Here is a 19,241-nt window from a genome sequence, read left to right as displayed (position 1 = left end):
ATCCGTCCGACGACGAAGACGACCTGCACGGGCGTTGAAATGTTCCGCAAGCTGCTCGACCAGGGCCAGGCCGGCGACAACATCGGTGCGCTGCTGCGCGGTGTGAACCGTGACGGCGTCGAGCGTGGCCAGATCCTGTGCAAGCCGGGTTCGGTCAAGCCGCACAAGAAGTTCAAGGCTGAAGCCTACATCCTGACGAAGGAAGAAGGCGGCCGTCATACGCCGTTCTTCACGAACTACCGTCCGCAGTTCTACTTCCGCACGACGGACGTAACGGGCATCGTTACGCTTCCGGAAGGCACGGAAATGGTCATGCCGGGCGACAACGTAACGGTTGACGTCGAGCTGATCGTTCCGATCGCGATGGAAGAAAAGCTGCGCTTCGCCATCCGCGAAGGCGGCCGTACCGTCGGCGCCGGCATCGTCGCTTCGATCGTCGAGTAAGTCTTAAGGCTTCAGGCCTGATGAGAGCCCCGCGGGAAACCGCGGGGCTTTTTCCGTTTATTGGTTCTTTTTTAGCCCCCGGACATAACTCGCCAGTTCTGGGGATGGAGAGGGCAGCCGGGAAAGAGTAGGTTTCCCGTGTCGCTTGAAGCGGCTCGGCCGGCGCGAAGTGCGCCATGGCCCGGCGTCCCCGGATTCTTCAGATTCGCTGTTGTGGAGGCGCCTTTGCATGTGGCGGGCACGAGGCATGCCGCGTGTATCACGGTAACAACGAACAGGCCGTTGCTCCATGAAGGCTCTTGTCCGCGTAGCGCGCGCAGCGCTCGCCGTTTCGACGATTCTCGCGATCCTGCCGGCAGGCCCGGCGGCGGCGGGCGATTCGCTGGTGATCTGGTCGCCGACGAAGGTCTCGCCCTATGCCTACCGGCTGAGGACGGGCGCCAAGACGGCGGCGGGCAATCCGCTGAGCGCCGGCGTCGACTTCTCGGTCAGCGCATCGCCGGGCGGGCGCATCCGCAACACGCGCGACAATGCCCGGTTCTGGGCGGAGATGGCGGGGCAGGGACGCTCCGGCGCCGAACGCAGCGCGGCGGCCGGCTACAATCCCCTGACGGGGCGCGTGTCGGGCAGAATCGGCGTGACGCGACGCTGGATGGCGTCGCGCTCCATCGATGTCGTTCTCGCGCCATCCTTCTCCGCGGATGCGGCCGTGCGGCGCGGCGAGCACGGTGCTTTCCGCATGACGCAGCGGGCGGAGATCCAGGCCCTTGCGACGGGGACCGCCTTCATCGCCTCCGGCAGCGCGGCGAGCGGCCGGCACGACATCGGAACGGAGCTTTCCGTCGAGCAGCGGCTCTTCGATAACCTCAACCTCGCCGCCTCGGTGCGCCGGCAGGAGGCGGAGCTGACGGGTGCGCTGCGCGCGCGGTTCCGCGTGACCTGGTGAAGGCCGGCGGGGAGGGCGGCAGGACGCCTAAGCTGTGAAAAAATCTCGTCTTCGGGCTTGCCAAGTCCGCCCGCGCGCCGTAAAGACGCCATGCCTTGCCGGCGAGAGGCGTTTCGCCCCGATACGGCAAGCACATAGGGGTATAGCTCAGTTGGTAGAGCGGCGGTCTCCAAAACCGCAGGTCGGGGGTTCGAGCCCCTCTGCCCCTGCCATTCCTGCCGGACAGCGCGGACCACTTGCAGCGACGGCAGCGATGGCGCGGCGGTGTTTTCCGCCGAAATTCGCGAAAAGCCCGCTTGCCTCTTGTGAAAAAGGGAATCGGGCTTTATGTAGGGCTAAACAGACACGCGGTGCGTGGGGCTGAGAGTTCAGCTTTACGCGCCGTAATGGCGTGGACATTCAATGGCATCGAAAACGAATCCGATTGCGTTTCTGCAGCAGGTACGCTCCGAGACGGCGAAAGTGACTTGGCCCTCGCGGCGCGAGACGATGATCTCGACCGTCATGGTCTTCGTCATGGTCTTCCTTGCCGCGGTGTTTTTCTTCGCTGCGGACCAGTTGATGGGCTGGCTGGTTGGCCTCGTCCTCGGCGCCGGCGTTGGCGCCTGATCGGTTGGAGATGAACATGGCTTCGCGTTGGTACATCGTCCACGCCTATTCGAATTTCGAGAAGAAGGTCGCTGAGGATATCGAGAACAAGGCCCGCCAGAAGGGTCTCGATCACCTCTTCGAAAAGATCCTCGTGCCGACCGAGAAGGTCGTCGAGGTGCGTCGCGGCCGCAAGGTCGACTCCGAGCGCAAGTTCTTCCCCGGCTACGTGCTGGTGCGGGCGAACCTGACGGACGAGGCGTACCACCTCATCAAGAATACGCCGAAGGTCACGGGCTTCCTCGGTTCCGACAACAAGCCGGTTCCGATCCCGGACAGCGAGGCCGAGCGCATCCTGTCGCAGGTCCAGGACGGCGTCGATCGTCCGAAGCCCTCGGTTTCCTTCGAGATCGGCGAGCAGGTTCGCGTTTCCGACGGTCCGTTCGCTTCGTTCAACGGTATCGTCCAGGACGTCGACGAGGAGCGTTCGCGCCTCAAGGTGGAAGTGTCGATCTTCGGTCGCGCCACCCCGGTCGAGCTGGAATACGCCCAGGTCGAGAAAATCTGATTTCGGCGGCGCCTTCCGGGCGCTGCTGTTTCGAAATCCAATCCTCCTTGCGAGGGTTGGTGGCGGAGGTTTCCGCCAATCGCGTGGAAGGGAAGGCGGCCTTTGGCCGGGCGCCCGGACCGCACCACGCAACCGCAGCCGTCGGTCCTCGGGCCGGCATCGAGGGCCGGGCAACCGGCCGCATTCTGAAAGGCAGAGAAAATGGCTAAGAAAGTTGCAGGCCAGCTCAAGCTTCAGGTCAAGGCAGGATCGGCGAACCCGTCCCCGCCGATCGGCCCGGCGCTTGGTCAGCGTGGCATTAACATCATGGAATTCTGCAAGTCGTTCAACGCGGCGACGCAGGAAATGGAAAAGGGTATGCCGATCCCGGTCGTCATCACCTACTACCAGGACAAGTCCTTCACGTTTGTGATGAAGCAGCCGCCGGTGACCTACTTCCTCAAGAAGGAAGCCAAGATCCAGTCCGGCTCGAAGACCCCCGGCAAGGGCGCGTCCATCGGCAAGCTCACCAAGGCTCAGATCAAGTCGATCGCCGAAGCCAAGATGAAGGATCTCAACGCCGCCGATATCGAAGGCGCGATGGCAATGGTCGAGGGTTCTGCCCGCGCCATGGGCCTGGAAGTGGTAGGTTAAGACCATGGCCAAGATTGCAAAGCGTCTCCAGAAGATCCGTGAAGGCATCGATCCGACCAAGCTCGTTGCCCTGTCGGACGCAATTGCTCTCGTCAAGGAGCGTGCCGTCGCCAAGTTCGACGAAACCGTCGAAGTCGCCATGAACCTCGGCGTCGACCCGCGCCACGCTGACCAGATGGTCCGCGGCGTGGTCAACCTGCCGAACGGCACGGGCCGCGACGTCCGCGTCGCCGTCTTCGCTCGCGGCGCCAAGGCCGATGAAGCCAAGGCTGCCGGCGCCGACATCGTCGGTGCGGAAGACCTGCTCGAAATCGTCCAGGGCGGCAAGATCGACTTCGATCGTTGCATCGCGACCCCGGACATGATGCCGCTCGTCGGCCGCCTCGGTAAGGTTCTCGGCCCGCGCGGCATGATGCCGAACCCGAAGGTCGGCACCGTCACCATGGACGTCACGGGCGCCGTCAAGGCATCCAAGGGCGGCGCTGTCGAGTTCCGCGTCGAGAAGGCTGGTATCATCCATGCCGGCATCGGCAAGGCTTCCTTCGACGCCAAGGCTCTGGAAGAGAACATCAAGGCTTTCGCCGACGCCGTCATCAAGGCGAAGCCGGCTGGCGCCAAGGGCAACTACGTCAAGCGCGTTGCCATCTCTTCGACGATGGGCCCGGGCGTGAAGATCGACCCGGCGACCGTCGCCTGATCTATTCCGGTCCGGCTTGCCGGACCGCAACAGAATTCCCGGCCCATCCGGCCGGGGATTTCCGGGGCAACCCGGAACTCCTGTCCGAGATTGCAGGTGGTTAGACCTTAATCACGTTGCCTGCATGAGACGGGTGAGACCTGGATTTCACTCAGCGTCGGATGACGCGGAATTCGGTTCGAACCTACCTTGCCTGTGTCGCGGCCTCTGGCCGAGCGCGGGGGGACAGGATCCTCGAGCGTCGCTCGGGATCAGCTTTTTGAGATGATCTCTAGCGGCAAAGGCAAACCCGGCAGGGTCCGTGAGAAGTCATGGCCCTGTCTACTGGAGATAGGCAGTGGAAAGAGCGGAAAAACGCGAATTCGTCACGGAGCTGAATGAAGTCTTCAAGGCTTCCGGTTCGGTTGTCGTGGCCCGCTATGCCGGCATCACCGTTGCACAGATGAACGATCTTCGTACGAAGATGCGTGCAGCTGGCGGTACCGTCAAAGTCGCGAAGAACCGCCTGGCCAAAATTGCCCTTCAGGGTACGGAGTCGGAAGGGATGTCTGATCTCTTCCAGGGCCAGACGCTCATTGCATACGCAAATGATCCGATGATCGCTCCGAAGGTAGCCATGGATTTCGCCAAGACCAACGACAAGCTCGTTGTTCTCGGTGGTGCCATGGGTGCGACCACACTCGACGCAGAAGCAGTCAAGTCGCTTGCGACCCTGCCTTCGCTCGACGAGCTTCGTGCAAAGCTCCTGGGCCTCATTGCAGCCCCGGCAACGCGCGTCGCCACGGTCGTTGCAGCACCGGCAAGCCAGCTTGCCCGCGTGTTCGCAGCCTACGCCAAGAAGGACGAAGCCGCGTAAGGCGGTTTTTCGCTGTAAATCAAACAACCCAGTTCGAACCGAACAAAAGGAAATACGAAAATGGCTGATCTCGCAAAGATCGTTGAAGACCTGTCCGCCCTGACCGTCCTGGAAGCCGCTGAGCTTTCCAAGCTTCTCGAAGAGAAGTGGGGCGTTTCGGCTGCAGCTCCCGTAGCTGTTGCTGCTGCTGGCGGCGCTGCTGCTCCGGCTGCTGCCGAAGAAGAAAAGACCGAGTTCGACGTTATCCTCGTTGACGCTGGCGCCAACAAGATCAACGTCATCAAGGAAGTCCGCGGCATCACCGGCCTCGGCCTCAAGGAAGCCAAGGACCTGGTCGAAGGCGCTCCGAAGCCGGTCAAGGAAGCCGTTTCCAAGGCTGAAGCCGCTGACCTCAAGAAGAAGCTTGAGGACGCCGGCGCCAAGGTCGACGTCAAGTAATACCGGAATACGGTGGGAGAGGGTTTCGACCCTCTCCCATTGGTCCTTTCCGCTGAACTGATTACCCAAAAGCCGCAAAAACGGCTTTTGGGTAATGGGTTCTTCAAGAGGATGGTCTTCACCGCAAGATTGGGCAATCCGGCCCGTCAACCGGCAGAAAGACGAGTTTGAACCAACCCATTGGTCGACGGGATCGACTGGCCAGCGAACCCCGTCCGTTGCAGGCCCGGATGCAAATTTGAAGGAGCGACGATGGCTCAGACCCTTTCGTTTAACGGTCGTAGGCGCGTACGCAAGTTTTTTGGTAAAATCCCCGAAGTCGCTGAAATGCCGAACCTCATCGAGGTTCAGAAGGCGTCTTATGATCAATTCCTGATGGTTGAAGAGCCCGCCGGCGGTCGTCCGGACGAGGGCCTTCAGGCCGTTTTCAAGTCGGTTTTCCCGATCACGGACTTCTCCGGCGCTTCCATGCTCGAATTCGTCTCCTACGAATTCGAACAGCCGAAGTTCGACGTCGAGGAATGCCGCCAGCGTGACCTGACCTACGCAGCGCCCCTCAAGGTGACGCTGCGCCTCATCGTGTTCGATATCGACGAGGATACGGGCGCCAAGTCGATCAAGGACATCAAGGAACAGAACGTCTACATGGGCGACATGCCGCTCATGACCGACAACGGCACGTTCATCGTCAACGGCACCGAGCGCGTCATCGTTTCCCAGATGCACCGTTCGCCGGGCGTGTTCTTCGACCACGACAAGGGCAAGAGCCATTCTTCCGGCAAGCTGCTCTTTGCCGCCCGCGTCATCCCGTATCGCGGTTCCTGGCTCGACATCGAGTTCGACGCCAAGGACATCGTGCATGCGCGCATCGACCGCCGCCGCAAGATCCCCGTCACGTCGCTGCTCATGGCTCTCGGCATGGACGGCGAAGAAATCCTGTCGACCTTCTACACGAAGTCGCTCTACCAGCGCGACGGCGAAGGCTGGCGCGTGCCGTTCAATCCCGACGCGCTGAAGGGCCAGAAGGCCGTCGCGGACATGATCGACGCCGACACGGGTGAAGTGGTCGTGGAGATTGGCAAGAAGCTGACCCCGCGTCTGCTGCGCTCGCTCTCCGAAAAGGGCCTCAAGGCCCTCAAGGCGACCGACGAAGATCTCTACGGCAACTACCTCGCTGAAGACGTCGTCAACTACAGCACGGGCGAGATCTACCTCGAAGCCGGCGACGAAATCGACGAGAAGACCCTGCCGGTCATCCTGTCGGCCGGTTTCGACGAGATTCCGGTTCTCGACATCGACCACATCAATGTCGGCGCCTACATCCGCAACACGCTTTCGGCAGACAAGAACGAGAACCGTCAGGACGCTCTGTTCGACATCTACCGCGTCATGCGCCCGGGTGAACCGCCGACCATGGATTCGGCCGAAGCCATGTTCAACACGCTGTTCTTCGATGCGGAGCGTTACGACCTCTCCGCCGTTGGCCGCGTGAAGATGAACATGCGCCTCGACCTCGACGTCGCCGACACGGTCCGCACGCTGCGCAAGGAAGACATCCTTGCCGTCGTGAAGATGCTGGTCGAGCTGCGCGACGGCAAGGGCGAGATCGACGACATCGACAACCTCGGCAACCGTCGCGTCCGCTCTGTCGGCGAACTGATGGAGAACCAGTACCGTCTCGGCCTGCTCCGCATGGAGCGCGCGATCAAGGAACGCATGTCCTCGATCGAGATCGACACGGTCATGCCGCAGGACCTGATCAACGCGAAGCCGGCAGCCGCAGCCGTTCGTGAATTCTTCGGTTCCTCGCAGCTCTCGCAGTTCATGGACCAGGTGAACCCGCTTTCGGAAATCACCCACAAGCGCCGTCTTTCGGCTCTTGGCCCGGGTGGTCTGACCCGCGAGCGCGCAGGCTTCGAAGTCCGCGACGTTCATCCGACCCATTACGGCCGTATCTGCCCGATCGAAACGCCGGAAGGCCCGAACATCGGTCTGATCAACTCGCTCGCAACCTTCGCCCGCGTCAACAAGTACGGCTTCATCGAAAGCCCGTACCGCAAGATCGTCGACGGCAAGGTCACGACGGACGTGGTCTACCTCTCCGCAATGGAAGAGGCCAAGTACCACGTCGCGCAGGCCAACTCGGTGCTCGAAGCCGACAACTCCTTCGCTGAAGAGTTCGTCGTCTGCCGTCACGCCGGCGAAGTCATGCTCGCCCCGCGCGACCAGATCAACCTCATGGACGTTTCGCCGAAGCAGCTCGTTTCGGTCGCGGCGGCGCTCATCCCGTTCCTCGAGAACGACGACGCCAACCGCGCGCTCATGGGTTCGAACATGCAGCGTCAGGCCGTGCCGCTCCTGCGTGCGGAAGCTCCGTTCGTCGGCACCGGCATGGAGCCGGTCGTCGCCCGTGACTCGGGCGCCGCCATCGCGGCCCGCCGCGGCGGCGTCGTCGACCAGGTCGACGCGACCCGTATCGTTATCCGCGCCACCGAAGACCTCGATCCGTCGAAGTCGGGCGTCGATATCTACCGTCTGCAGAAGTTCCAGCGTTCCAACCAGAACACCTGCGTCAACCAGCGCCCGCTGGTCGCCGTCGGCGACGTTCTGAACAAGGGCGACATCATCGCGGACGGTCCGTCGACCGACCTCGGCGACCTCGCGCTCGGCCGCAACGCGCTCGTCGCGTTCATGCCGTGGAACGGCTACAACTACGAAGACTCGATCCTGATGTCCGAACGCATCGTCTCCGACGACGTGTTCACCTCGATCCACATCGAGGAATTCGAAGTCATGGCCCGCGACACCAAGCTGGGTCCGGAAGAAATCACGCGCGACATTCCGAACGTCTCGGAAGAAGCGCTGAAGAACCTCGACGAAGCCGGTATCGTCTATATCGGCGCAGAGGTTCAGCCGGGCGACATCCTGGTCGGCAAGATCACCCCGAAGGGCGAAAGCCCGATGACGCCGGAAGAAAAGCTCCTGCGCGCCATCTTCGGTGAAAAGGCCTCCGACGTTCGCGACACCTCCATGCGCATGCCGCCCGGCACCTTCGGCACGGTCGTCGAAGTTCGCGTCTTCAACCGCCACGGCGTGGAGAAGGACGAACGCGCGATGGCGATCGAGCGCGAAGAGATCGAGCGTCTTGCGAAGGACCGTGACGACGAGCAGGCGATCCTCGACCGTAACGTCTACGGCCGTCTGATCGACATGCTGCGCGGTCACGTCGCCGTCGCCGGCCCGAAGTCCTTCAAGAAGGGCACCGAGCTGTCGAACGCCGTCGTCTCCGAATATCCCCGCTCGCAGTGGTGGATGTTCGCCGTCGAGGACGAGAAGGTCCAGGGCGAGATCGAAGCCCTCCGCGGCCAGTACGACGAATCCAAGTCGCGCCTTGAACAGCGCTTCATGGACAAGGTCGAGAAGGTCCAGCGCGGCGACGAAATGCCTCCGGGCGTCATGAAGATGGTCAAGGTCTTCGTCGCTGTGAAGCGCAAGATCCAGCCGGGCGACAAGATGGCCGGCCGTCACGGCAACAAGGGTGTCGTCTCGCGCATCCTGCCGATCGAGGACATGCCGTTCCTCGAAGACGGCACGCATGTCGACATCTGCTTGAACCCGCTGGGCGTGCCTTCGCGCATGAACGTCGGTCAGATCCTCGAAACGCACCTCGCATGGGCTTGCGCCGGCATGGGCAAGAAGATCGGCGAGCTGCTCGACGAGTATCGCAAGACCATGGACATCTCGGACCTGAAGCGCGAGCTGACGGAAGTCTACGAAAGCGAAGCCAAGGACGAAGTCGCTCACTTCGACGACGACGCCCTGGTCAAGCTTGCCGAGCAGTCCCGCAAGGGCGTCTCCATCGCAACCCCGGTCTTCGACGGTGCGCATGAGCCCGACGTCGCCGGCATGCTGGAGCGCGCAGGTCTTGCCTCGTCCGGTCAGTCGGTTCTCTACGACGGCCGTACGGGCGAAGCCTTCGACCGCCAGGTCACCGTCGGCTACATGTACATGATCAAGCTGAACCACCTCGTGGACGACAAGATCCACGCCCGTTCGATCGGCCCGTACTCGCTCGTTACCCAGCAGCCGCTGGGCGGCAAGGCGCAGTTCGGCGGCCAGCGCTTCGGGGAAATGGAGGTCTGGGCGCTCGAAGCCTACGGCGCCGCCTACACGCTGCAGGAAATGCTGACCGTGAAGTCGGACGACGTCGCGGGCCGCACCAAGGTGTACGAGGCGATCGTGCGTGGCGACGACACGTTCGAGGCGGGCATTCCGGAGAGCTTCAACGTTCTCGTCAAGGAAATGCGCTCGCTCGGTCTGTCGGTCGAACTCGAGAACTCGAAGGTCGATCCGGCCGCGGAAGCCGGCCAGCTTCCCGACGCGGCGGAATAAGCCTGATGATCCGGTGCGCGCCTCAAGGCGCGCACCGTTACCGCCTCGGCCCGGTCGGGCAGGGGCGGCTCATCCGTTTCAGGCAGTCTTGCGGCACCCGGGTATCGCCGCAATTGACTGCTAAGCAGAGGGCCACTGGCCCACGAAGGAGATAGGCATGAACCAAGAGGTCATGAACCTTTTCAACCCGCAGGTGCCTGCGCAGACGTTCGACTCCATCCGTATTTCGATCGCGTCTCCGGAAAAGATCCTTTCCTGGTCGTATGGCGAGATCAAGAAGCCGGAAACGATCAACTACCGCACGTTCAAGCCGGAACGCGACGGTCTCTTCTGCGCGCGCATCTTTGGCCCGATCAAGGACTACGAGTGCCTGTGCGGCAAGTACAAGCGCATGAAGTACAAGGGCATCATCTGCGAAAAGTGCGGCGTCGAAGTCACGCTGTCGCGCGTTCGCCGCGAGCGCATGGGCCATATCGAGCTCGCCGCGCCCGTCGCCCACATCTGGTTCCTGAAGTCGCTGCCCTCGCGCATCGCCACGCTCCTCGACATGACCCTCAAGGATGTCGAGCGCGTTCTCTATTTCGAGAACTACATCGTGACGGAGCCGGGCCTGACCGCGCTCAAGGAAAACCAGCTTCTTTCCGAAGAAGAATACATGATCGCCGTCGATGAATATGGTGAAGACCAGTTCACGGCGATGATCGGCGCCGAGGCCATCTACGAGATGCTCGCCTCGATGAACCTCGAAAAGATCGCCGGCGACCTGCGTTCTGATCTGGCCGACACCACGTCGGACCTGAAGCAGAAGAAGCTGATGAAGCGCCTGAAGATCGTCGAGAACTTCATGGAATCCGGCAACCGCCCGGAATGGATGATCATGAAGGTCGTTCCGGTGATCCCGCCGGACCTGCGCCCGCTGGTTCCGCTGGACGGCGGCCGCTTCGCGACGTCGGACCTCAACGATCTCTATCGCCGCGTCATCAACCGTAACAACCGTCTGAAGCGCCTCATCGAGCTGCGCGCACCGGGCATCATCATCCGTAACGAGAAGCGCATGCTTCAGGAATCGGTTGACGCCCTGTTCGATAACGGCCGCCGCGGCCGCGTCATCACGGGCGCCAACAAGCGTCCGCTGAAGTCGCTGTCCGACATGCTCAAGGGCAAGCAGGGCCGCTTCCGCCAGAACCTGCTCGGCAAACGCGTCGACTATTCCGGCCGTTCGGTCATCGTGACGGGTCCGGAACTCAAGCTGCACCAGTGCGGCCTGCCGAAGAAGATGGCGCTCGAGCTGTTCAAGCCGTTCATCTACGCCCGCCTCGACGCGAAGGGTTTCTCCTCGACCGTCAAGCAGGCCAAGAAGCTCGTCGAAAAGGAAAAGCCGGAAGTCTGGGATATCCTCGACGAGGTCATCCGCGAGCATCCGGTTCTCCTCAACCGCGCACCGACGCTGCACCGCCTGGGCATCCAGGCCTTCGAACCGATCCTGGTCGAAGGCAAGGCCATCCAGTTGCACCCGCTCGTCTGCACGGCCTTCAACGCCGACTTCGACGGCGACCAGATGGCCGTCCACGTCCCGCTCTCGCTGGAAGCCCAGCTTGAAGCGCGCGTGCTCATGATGTCGACGAACAACATCCTGCACCCGGCGAACGGCGCACCGATCATCGTACCCTCGCAGGACATGGTTCTCGGCCTCTACTATCTGTCGATCCAGAACCAGAACGAGCCGGGCGAAGGCATGGCCTTCTCCGACATGGGCGAACTGCACCACGCTCTGGAAAACAAGGTCGTCACGCTGCACGCCAAGATCCGCGGCCGCTACAAGTCGGTCGATGCCGACGGCAAGCCGTACACGAAGATCTACGAGACGACGCCCGGCCGCATGATCATCGGCGAACTGCTGCCGAAGAACGGCAATATCCCGTTCGACATCTGCAACCAGGAAATGACCAAGAAGAACATCTCCAAGATGATCGACACGGTCTACCGCCATTGCGGCCAGAAGGACACGGTCATCTTCTGCGACCGCATCATGCAGCTCGGCTTCAGCCATGCCTGCCGCGCCGGCATCTCGTTCGGCAAGGACGACATGGTCATTCCGGACAGCAAGGTGAAGATCGTCGGTGACACCGAAAACCTGGTCAAGGAATACGAGCAGCAGTACAACGACGGCCTGATCACTCAGGGCGAGAAGTACAACAAGGTCGTCGACGCCTGGGGCAAGGCGACCGAAAAGGTTGCCGAGGACATGATGGCCCGCATCAAGGCCGTCGAGTTCGACCCGGAAACCGGTCGCCAGAAGCCGATGAACGCGATCTACATGATGTCCCACTCGGGCGCCCGCGGTTCTCCGAACCAGATGCGCCAGCTGGGCGGCATGCGCGGCCTCATGGCCAAGCCGTCGGGCGAGATCATCGAAACACCGATCATCTCGAACTTCAAGGAAGGCCTGACCGTGAACGAGTACTTCAACTCGACGCACGGCGCCCGCAAGGGTCTGGCAGACACCGCCTTGAAGACCGCGAACTCCGGTTACCTGACCCGCCGTCTCGTTGACGTCGCGCAGGATTGCATCGTCACGCATGTCGACTGCGGCACCGACAAGGGCCTCACGATGACGGCGATCGTCGACGCCGGCCAGGTCGTGGCTTCCATCGGCACCCGCGTTCTCGGCCGTACGGCCCTGGACGACATCGATCATCCGGTCACGGGTGAGCGCATCGTCGATGCCGGCAAGATGATCCTCGAGGCCGATGTCGTCGAGATCGAGAAGGCCGGCATCCAGTCGATCCGCATCCGCTCGGCGCTGACCTGCGAGATCCAGACCGGCGTCTGCGGCGTCTGCTACGGTCGCGACCTTGCACGCGGCACGCCCGTCAACATGGGCGAAGCCGTGGGCGTCATCGCGGCTCAGTCGATCGGCGAACCGGGCACCCAGCTCACCATGCGTACCTTCCACCTTGGCGGCACGGCGACCGTGGTCGACCAGTCGTTCCTGGAAGCCTCGTATGAAGGCACGGTGCAGATCAAGAACCGCAACATGCTGCGCAACTCCGACGGCGCACTCGTCGCGATGGGCCGCAACATGGCGATCACCATCCTCGACGAGCGTGGTGTCGAGCGTTCCGCGCAGCGCGTCGCTTACGGTTCGAAGATCTTCGTCGATGACGGCGACAAGGTGAAGCGCGGCCAGCGTCTCGCCGAGTGGGACCCCTACACCCGTCCGATGATGACGGAAGTGGAAGGTACGGTTCACTTCGAAGACGTCGTCGATGGTATCTCGGTTCTGGAAACGACCGACGAATCCACCGGCATCACCAAGCGTTCGGTCATCGACTGGCGCTCGACGCCGCGCGGTACGGACCTGAAGCCGGCCATCGTCATCAAGGACAAGAGCGGCGCTGTCGCCAAGCTGTCCCGTGGTGGTGAAGCCCGCTTCATGCTCTCGGTCGACGCGATCCTTTCGGTCGAGCCGGGCCAGAAGGTCTCCCAGGGTGACGTTCTTGCCCGCTCGCCGCTGGAAAGCGCCAAGACCAAGGACATCACCGGCGGTCTGCCGCGCGTTGCCGAACTGTTCGAGGCCCGTCGTCCGAAGGACCACGCCATCATCGCTGAGATCGATGGTACCGTCCGCTTCGGCCGCGACTACAAGAACAAGCGTCGCGTGATGATCGAGCCGGCGGAAGACGGTGTCGAGCCGGTCGAGTACCTGATCCCGAAGGGCAAGCCCTTCCACCTTCAGGACGGCGACTACATCGAAAAGGGTGACTACATCCTCGACGGCAACCCCGCGCCGCACGACATCCTGGCGATCAAGGGCGTGGAAGCACTCGCTTCCTACCTCGTGAACGAAATCCAGGAAGTCTACCGACTGCAGGGCGTTGTGATCAACGACAAGCACATCGAGGTGATCGTTCGCCAGATGCTGCAGAAGGTCGAGATCACGGATGCCGGCGACTCGACGTACATTGTCGGTGACAACATCGACCGCATCGAGCTGGAAGACGTCAACGACGCCCTGATCGAGGAAGGCAAGAAGCCGGCTTACGGCGAGCCTGTCCTTCTCGGCATCACCAAGGCGTCGCTGCAGACCCCGTCGTTCATCTCGGCCGCTTCGTTCCAGGAGACCACCAAGGTTCTCACGGAAGCTGCGATCGCCGGCAAGACCGATGGCCTGCAGGGCCTCAAGGAGAACGTCATCGTCGGCCGCCTCATCCCGGCCGGTACCGGTGGCACCATGACCCAGATCCGCCGCATCGCGACGGCCCGCGACGAGATGATTCTCGACGAGCGCCGCAAGTCGACCGGCGCTGGCGTCGCGACCCCGATGCTGGCGGACCTCGCCGGCGGCGAAGGCGCCGCAGCCGAGTAAGCGCTGTCGCTCTTTTGACGAATGAAAAGGCCGCCCGAAATATTTCGGGCGGCCTTTTGTTTATGCGCAAGGACAGGCGAGGGCGGTTTGATCTGGCGCAATCGCTCAGTTTGGAGCGGTTCTAAAGTCCATTCGTATCCCAACGAATGGAGGTAGCCATGAAATTCCTGCTGGCGACTGTGGCCGCGACGGTCATCGCGACCGTGGCCTTTGCCGCCGATCCGGTTCCGGCCGATCTGCGCGCGACGGCGCTTGACATCTTCAAGCCCCTGCCGTCGACCTATCCGGCGGTCAACGACAATCCGATCACGAAGGAGAAGATCGACCTCGGCAAGGCGCTGTTCTTCGATCCGCGGCTGTCGGCCTCGGGCGTCTTCTCGTGCAATTCCTGTCACAACCTGGCGACCGGCGGCGACGACAACCTCGAAACGTCGATCGGCCACGGCTGGCAGAAGGGGCCGCGCAACTCGCCGACCGCCCTGAACGCGGTCTTCAACGAGGCGCAGTTCTGGGATGGCCGGGCGGAAGACCTGAAGGCGCAGGCCAAGGGGCCGATCCAGGCCGGAGTCGAGATGGCGAACACGCCGGCCCAGGTCGTCGCGACGCTGAAGTCGATGCCGAAATATGTCGACTGGTTCAAGGCCGCCTTCCCGGGCGAGGCCGATCCCGTGACCTTCGACAATATGGCCAAGGCCATCGAGGCCTTCGAGGCGACGCTGATCACGCCGGCGCCGTTCGATGCCTATCTCAACGGCGACGACGGTGCGATGACCACGGAGCAGAAGGAGGGGCTCGCGCTCTTCATGGACAAGGGCTGCGCCTCCTGCCACAGCGGCATCAACATCGGCGGCAACGGCTACTATCCGTTCGGCCTGATCGAGAAGCCCGGTTCGGAAGTCCTGCCGGAGAACGACAAGGGCCGCTTTGCGGTGACGGCGACGGCGGACGATTCCTACGTCTTCCGCGCCGCGCCGCTGCGCAACGTCACGCTGACGGCGCCGTATTTCCATTCGGGCAAGGTATGGAACCTGAGGCAGGCTGTGGCCATCATGGGCACCTCGCAGCTCGGCGAGGACCTGTCGGAGACCGAAGTCGACCGCATCGTGGCCTTCCTCGGTTCGCTGGAAGGGCGCATGCCTGAAGTGGTCTATCCGGTGCTGCCGGCAGAGACGGGCGATACGCCCCTGCCGAGCGGCGAAGTCAAGTAAACGACGGGGTGGCGGTCGTCACGCGAAGCGGATGATCGCCACTTCCCCTTCGAGGGCGCCCTTGTAGGCGGAGGCGTGCGGCTCTTCCTCGGGCTCGCCGGTCAGCGTGCCGATCTGGTCGAGGTCTGCCTCGAGGAAGCCTTCCTCCGAAAGCGCGTTCAGCGCCTCGCGTACGGCGGTGTCGTCGTCGGGCGCGCGCAGCATGACGTGGATGTCGATGCCCTCGTCGCCCTCGCGCTCATAGGCCTTGCCGATGATGATGAAGACCATCGGCTCCTCGAGCGTGCTGTTGTCGTTGTCGGCGTCTGACGCCATGGCGGGCTCCTTTCGGGATCGGGTTGTGCTCGTTCTATAAAGGGTAGGGCGGCAGGACCCAAACGCAAAATCGCCGCCGCCTCCAAAAGAGCGGAAAGGGAATCGGTGAGCGTCCCGCCGACTCTTTCCGGTTGATTCCGTCTTCATGCTTTCTTAATGTTCGCCTGCGAAGGCTGCCGAGCCCAGGGAGCCGTCGAAACGGCGCGGGGCAGGGGCTTGAAGCCCTGCTTTTCAGGCGGGTCAGCCATCCGCTCCCGGGATTCTTTAGCGCCGCCCCTTGACCTTTCGCCCTTTAGTCAGTATTCCGCACGCCATCAGAGCCTATGTGAGGCTGGCTGGTTCGGAATGACTCGTTCTGAAGTTCGCCTCAAACAGGGCTCGACGCACGTTGAGAACATGAATGCTGCACGCATGACGCGGTTATAGCGCGTCCTCTGCCTAATGAGGTCATCCGCTAGAGGCGGATTGGCCTTTTATTGCGCATGAACACGCGTGTGGCCATGGACTCGCCCGTGAGGGTGACGATTTATCCGCCCGCAAGGGTAACGAGACTAGATTTGCAAGGGATGGTTATATGCCTACCGTAAACCAGTTGATCCGCAAGCCGCGCCAGGCGTCGGTAAAGCGCAACAAGGTTCCTGCTCTGCAGGAAAACCCCCAGAAGCGCGGCGTTTGCACCCGCGTCTACACGACGACCCCGAAGAAGCCGAACTCGGCTCTGCGTAAGGTCGCCAAGATCCGCCTGACCAATGGCTTCGAAGTCATCGGCTACATCCCGGGCGAAGGCCACAACCTGCAGGAACACTCTGTCGTCATGATCCGTGGCGGCCGCGTAAAGGACCTTCCGGGCGTGCGCTACCACATCATCCGCGGCGTTCTCGACACCCAGGGCGTCAAGAACCGCAAGCAGCGCCGCTCCAAGTACGGCGCGAAGCGTCCGAAATAATACAGTAACCGGCGCCATTTCGCTGGTCGGAACCTTTTGAAGAAAGACGAAAAGTATGTCCCGTCGCCATAGAGCAGAAAAGCGCGAGATCAACCCGGACCCGAAGTTCGGCGACCTCGTAGTCACCAAGTTCATGAACGCCATCATGCTGGACGGCAAGAAGTCCGTCGCCGAAACGATCGTTTACGGCGCCTTCGATGTCGTGCAGGGCAAGGCCAAGCAGGATCCGGTGACGGTTTTCCATTCGGCTCTCGACAACGTCGCGCCGCACGTCGAAGTGCGCTCGCGTCGCGTCGGCGGTGCGACCTACCAGGTTCCGGTCGACGTTCGTCCGGAGCGCCGTCAGGCTCTGGCCATCCGCTGGCTGATCGCCGCTGCCCGCAAGCGTAACGAAACGACCATGGTCGAGCGCCTCTCCGGCGAACTCATGGACGCAGCGAACAATCGCGGCAGCGCCGTCAAGAAGCGCGAAGACACGCACAAGATGGCTGATGCCAACCGTGCATTCTCGCACTACCGCTGGTAACCGAAACTAGACGTCTCGAAAGGAGTCCCAGATGGCTCGCGAATATAAAATCGAAGACTACCGCAACTTCGGTATCATGGCGCACATCGACGCCGGCAAGACCACGACGACCGAGCGTATCCTGTACTACACCGGTAAGAACCACAAGATCGGCGAGACCCACGACGGCGCGTCGACGATGGACTGGATGGAGCAGGAGCAGGAGCGCGGCATCACCATCACGTCCGCTGCCACCACGACCTTCTGGAAGGGCCGTGACGGCAAGGCTCGCCGCTTCAACATCATCGACACCCCCGGCCACGTCGACTTCACCATCGAAGTCGAGCGTTCGCTGCGCGTTCTCGACGGCGCCATCGCGCTGCTCGACTCCAACGCCGGCGTTGAGCCGCAGACGGAAACCGTCTGGCGTCAGGCCGAGAAGTATCATGTTCCGCGCATGATCTTCTGCAACAAGATGGACAAGACCGGCGCTGACTTCTATCGCTGCCTTGACATGATCAAGTCGCGCCTCGGTGCGATCCCGGTCGCCATGCAGCTGCCGATCGGCGCCGAGACCGAGTTCAAGGGCGTCATCGACCTGATCGAGATGAACGCTCTCATCTGGCGCGACGAATCGCTCGGCGCCCAGTGGGACGTCGTCGAGATCCCGGAAGATCTGAAGGAAAAGGCCGAGGAATACCGCGAGAAGCTCATCGAGACCGTCGTCGAAGTCGACGAAGCCGCGATGGAAGCCTATCTCGAAGGTAACTACCCGGACAACGACAAGATCCGCGAACTCGTTCGCCGCGGCACGATCGACGTGAAGTTCCACCCGGTCTATTGCGGTACCGCGTTCAAGAACAAGGGCGTTCAGCCGCTTCTCGACGCCGTCGTCGACTTCCTGCCGTCGCCGATCGATATCCCGGCGATCAAGGGCATCGACGTGAAGACGGAAGCCGAGATCGAGCGTCACGCCGATGACGCCGAGCCGCTTTCCATGCTCGCGTTCAAGATCATGAACGACCCCTTCGTCGGTTCGCTGACCTTCGCGCGCATCTACTCGGGCAAGCTCGAAAAGGGCACGTCCGTCATGAACACGGTCAAGGACAAGCGCGAGCGCGTCGGCCGTATGCTTCAGATGCACTCCAACTCGCGTGAAGACATCGAAGAAGCCTTCGCAGGCGACATCGTTGCTCTCGCCGGCCTCAAGGACACGACGACGGGCGACACGCTCTGCGATCCGCTGAAGCCGGTCATCCTCGAGCGCATGGAATTCCCGGAACCGGTTATCCAGATCGCCATCGAGCCGAAGACGAAGAACGACCAGGAAAAGATGGGCCTCGCCCTGAACCGCCTGGCCGCCGAAGACCCGTCCTTCCGCGTCAAGACCGACGAAGAATCCGGCCAGACGATCATCGCAGGCATGGGTGAACTTCACCTCGACATCATCGTCGACCGCATGCGTCGCGAGTTCAAGGTCGAAGCCAATGTCGGCGCTCCGCAGGTTGCTTACCGTGAGACGATCACGCGCAAGACCGAGAAGGACTACACGCACAAGAAGCAGACCGGTGGTACCGGCCAGTTCGCCCGCGTGAAGCTCGTCTTCGAACCGAACCCGGATGGCGAAGATTTCGTCTTCGAATCCAAGATCGTCGGCGGTGCTGTTCCGAAGGAATACATCCCGGGCGTTCAGAAGGGTATCGAAAGCGTTCTGTCCTCGGGTCCGCTCGCAGGCTTCCCGATGCTCGGCGTCAAGGCGACGCTCATCGACGGCGCCTTCCACGACGTCGACTCCTCGGTCCTCGCCTTCGAAATCGCATCGCGTGCCTGCTTCCGTGAAGCATCCCGCGAAGCCGGCGCCCAGCTTCTGGAGCCGATGATGAAGGTCGAAGTCGTGACGCCGGAAGACTATGTCGGCGACGTCATCGGCGACCTGAACTCCCGCCGTGGCCAGATCCAGGGCCAGGAATCGCGCGGCATCGCCGTCGTGATCTCCGCCCACGTGCCGCTGGCGAACATGTTCAAGTACGTCGACAACCTGCGCTCCATGTCGCAGGGCCGCGCCCAGTACTCGATGGTCTTCGACCATTACGCGCCGGTTCCGTCGAACGTCGCACAGGAAATCCAGGCAAAGTACTCCGGTCAGAAGTGACCGGGGTATCCCCCTTAAAGTTTTGAACGAATTTCCCTTCGGGGATCAGGAACGGAGAGCCGGAAATGGCAAAAGGTAAGTTTGAGCGCAACAAGCCTCACGTAAACATCGGCACGATCGGCCACGTTGACCATGGCAAGACGTCGACGACTGCAGCGATCACGAAGTACTTCGGCGAGTTCAA

At 62.0% G+C, this 19,241-nt stretch carries 16 protein-coding genes and 1 tRNA gene; 16 read left to right on the top strand and 1 reads right to left on the bottom strand.

Annotated features, from left to right (window positions below):
* The 12 genes from DSD28_RS25590 to DSD28_RS25535 form a co-directional block, all read left to right on the top strand.
* Positions 1 to 444, top strand: a 444-nt coding sequence (locus tag DSD28_RS25590) for an EF-Tu/IF-2/RF-3 family GTPase (RefSeq protein WP_348627939.1), incomplete at its 5' end; no start/stop codon positions are given.
* A 289-nt stretch (positions 445 to 733) separates the two neighbouring features.
* Positions 734 to 1,390, top strand: coding sequence for a hypothetical protein (locus DSD28_RS25585; RefSeq protein ID WP_119259259.1), 657 nt, complete (start codon positions 734 to 736; stop codon positions 1,388 to 1,390).
* Positions 1,391 to 1,526: 136 nt separating this feature from the next.
* Positions 1,527 to 1,602 (top strand) — tRNA-Trp (locus DSD28_RS25580).
* A gap of 190 nt (positions 1,603 to 1,792) precedes the next feature.
* Positions 1,793 to 1,999 (top strand): preprotein translocase subunit SecE, encoded by a 207-nt coding sequence (secE, locus tag DSD28_RS25575; protein WP_119259258.1) that lies wholly within the window; start codon positions 1,793 to 1,795, stop codon positions 1,997 to 1,999.
* Positions 2,000 to 2,015: 16 nt separating this feature from the next.
* Positions 2,016 to 2,546 carry a transcription termination/antitermination protein NusG gene (nusG, locus tag DSD28_RS25570; RefSeq protein ID WP_119259257.1) on the top strand — a complete coding sequence of 177 codons (531 nt, stop codon included), beginning with the start codon at positions 2,016 to 2,018 and terminating at the stop codon, positions 2,544 to 2,546.
* A 201-nt stretch (positions 2,547 to 2,747) separates the two neighbouring features.
* Positions 2,748 to 3,179 (top strand): 50S ribosomal protein L11, encoded by a 432-nt coding sequence (gene rplK, locus DSD28_RS25565; protein WP_119259256.1) that lies wholly within the window; start codon positions 2,748 to 2,750, stop codon positions 3,177 to 3,179.
* 4 nt (positions 3,180 to 3,183) lie between these two features.
* A complete protein-coding gene (gene rplA, locus DSD28_RS25560; protein ID WP_119259255.1) occupies positions 3,184 to 3,876 on the top strand; it encodes a 50S ribosomal protein L1 in 693 nt (230 codons plus the stop codon).
* A 337-nt stretch (positions 3,877 to 4,213) separates the two neighbouring features.
* On the top strand, positions 4,214 to 4,732 hold the full coding sequence (gene rplJ, locus DSD28_RS25555; RefSeq protein ID WP_024270435.1) for a 50S ribosomal protein L10: 519 nt from the start codon (positions 4,214 to 4,216) through the stop codon (positions 4,730 to 4,732).
* Positions 4,733 to 4,792: 60 nt separating this feature from the next.
* Positions 4,793 to 5,170 (top strand): 50S ribosomal protein L7/L12, encoded by a 378-nt coding sequence (gene rplL / locus DSD28_RS25550; RefSeq protein ID WP_119259254.1) that lies wholly within the window; start codon positions 4,793 to 4,795, stop codon positions 5,168 to 5,170.
* 252 nt (positions 5,171 to 5,422) lie between these two features.
* Positions 5,423 to 9,562, top strand: coding sequence for a DNA-directed RNA polymerase subunit beta (gene rpoB, locus DSD28_RS25545; protein ID WP_119259253.1), 4,140 nt, complete (start codon positions 5,423 to 5,425; stop codon positions 9,560 to 9,562).
* Positions 9,563 to 9,719: 157 nt separating this feature from the next.
* On the top strand, positions 9,720 to 13,931 hold the full coding sequence (rpoC, locus tag DSD28_RS25540) for a DNA-directed RNA polymerase subunit beta' (protein WP_119259252.1): 4,212 nt from the start codon (positions 9,720 to 9,722) through the stop codon (positions 13,929 to 13,931).
* A 158-nt stretch (positions 13,932 to 14,089) separates the two neighbouring features.
* Positions 14,090 to 15,139, top strand: coding sequence for a cytochrome-c peroxidase (locus DSD28_RS25535; RefSeq protein ID WP_119259251.1), 1,050 nt, complete (start codon positions 14,090 to 14,092; stop codon positions 15,137 to 15,139).
* Between the two features lie 18 nt (positions 15,140 to 15,157).
* Here DSD28_RS25535 and DSD28_RS25530 read toward each other — a convergent pair whose 3' ends face one another.
* Positions 15,158 to 15,454, bottom strand: a complete 297-nt coding sequence (locus tag DSD28_RS25530) for a transcriptional regulator (protein ID WP_119259250.1) — start codon at positions 15,452 to 15,454, stop codon at positions 15,158 to 15,160.
* Between the two features lie 574 nt (positions 15,455 to 16,028).
* Here DSD28_RS25530 and rpsL point away from each other — a divergent pair.
* From rpsL to DSD28_RS25510, 4 genes are all read left to right on the top strand, one after another.
* The gene (gene rpsL / locus DSD28_RS25525) at positions 16,029 to 16,400 is read left to right on the top strand and encodes a 30S ribosomal protein S12 (RefSeq protein ID WP_022719193.1); all 372 of its coding nucleotides are present in this window, start codon (positions 16,029 to 16,031) and stop codon (positions 16,398 to 16,400) included.
* A gap of 55 nt (positions 16,401 to 16,455) precedes the next feature.
* On the top strand, positions 16,456 to 16,926 hold the full coding sequence (gene rpsG, locus DSD28_RS25520) for a 30S ribosomal protein S7 (RefSeq protein ID WP_069059038.1): 471 nt from the start codon (positions 16,456 to 16,458) through the stop codon (positions 16,924 to 16,926).
* A gap of 31 nt (positions 16,927 to 16,957) precedes the next feature.
* Entirely contained in the window at positions 16,958 to 19,057 is a 2,100-nt protein-coding gene (fusA, locus tag DSD28_RS25515) for an elongation factor G (RefSeq protein WP_119259249.1), read from the top strand.
* A 65-nt stretch (positions 19,058 to 19,122) separates the two neighbouring features.
* The coding region (locus tag DSD28_RS25510; RefSeq protein WP_162911514.1) for a GTP-binding protein at positions 19,123 to 19,241 on the top strand (119 nt) is incomplete at its 3' end.

It is taken from the genome of Shinella zoogloeoides, assembly GCF_003574625.1.
In the GTDB taxonomy this organism is placed as follows: domain Bacteria; phylum Pseudomonadota; class Alphaproteobacteria; order Rhizobiales; family Rhizobiaceae; genus Shinella; species Shinella zoogloeoides_A.
This window is presented reverse-complemented; position numbering and strand designations above follow the sequence as displayed.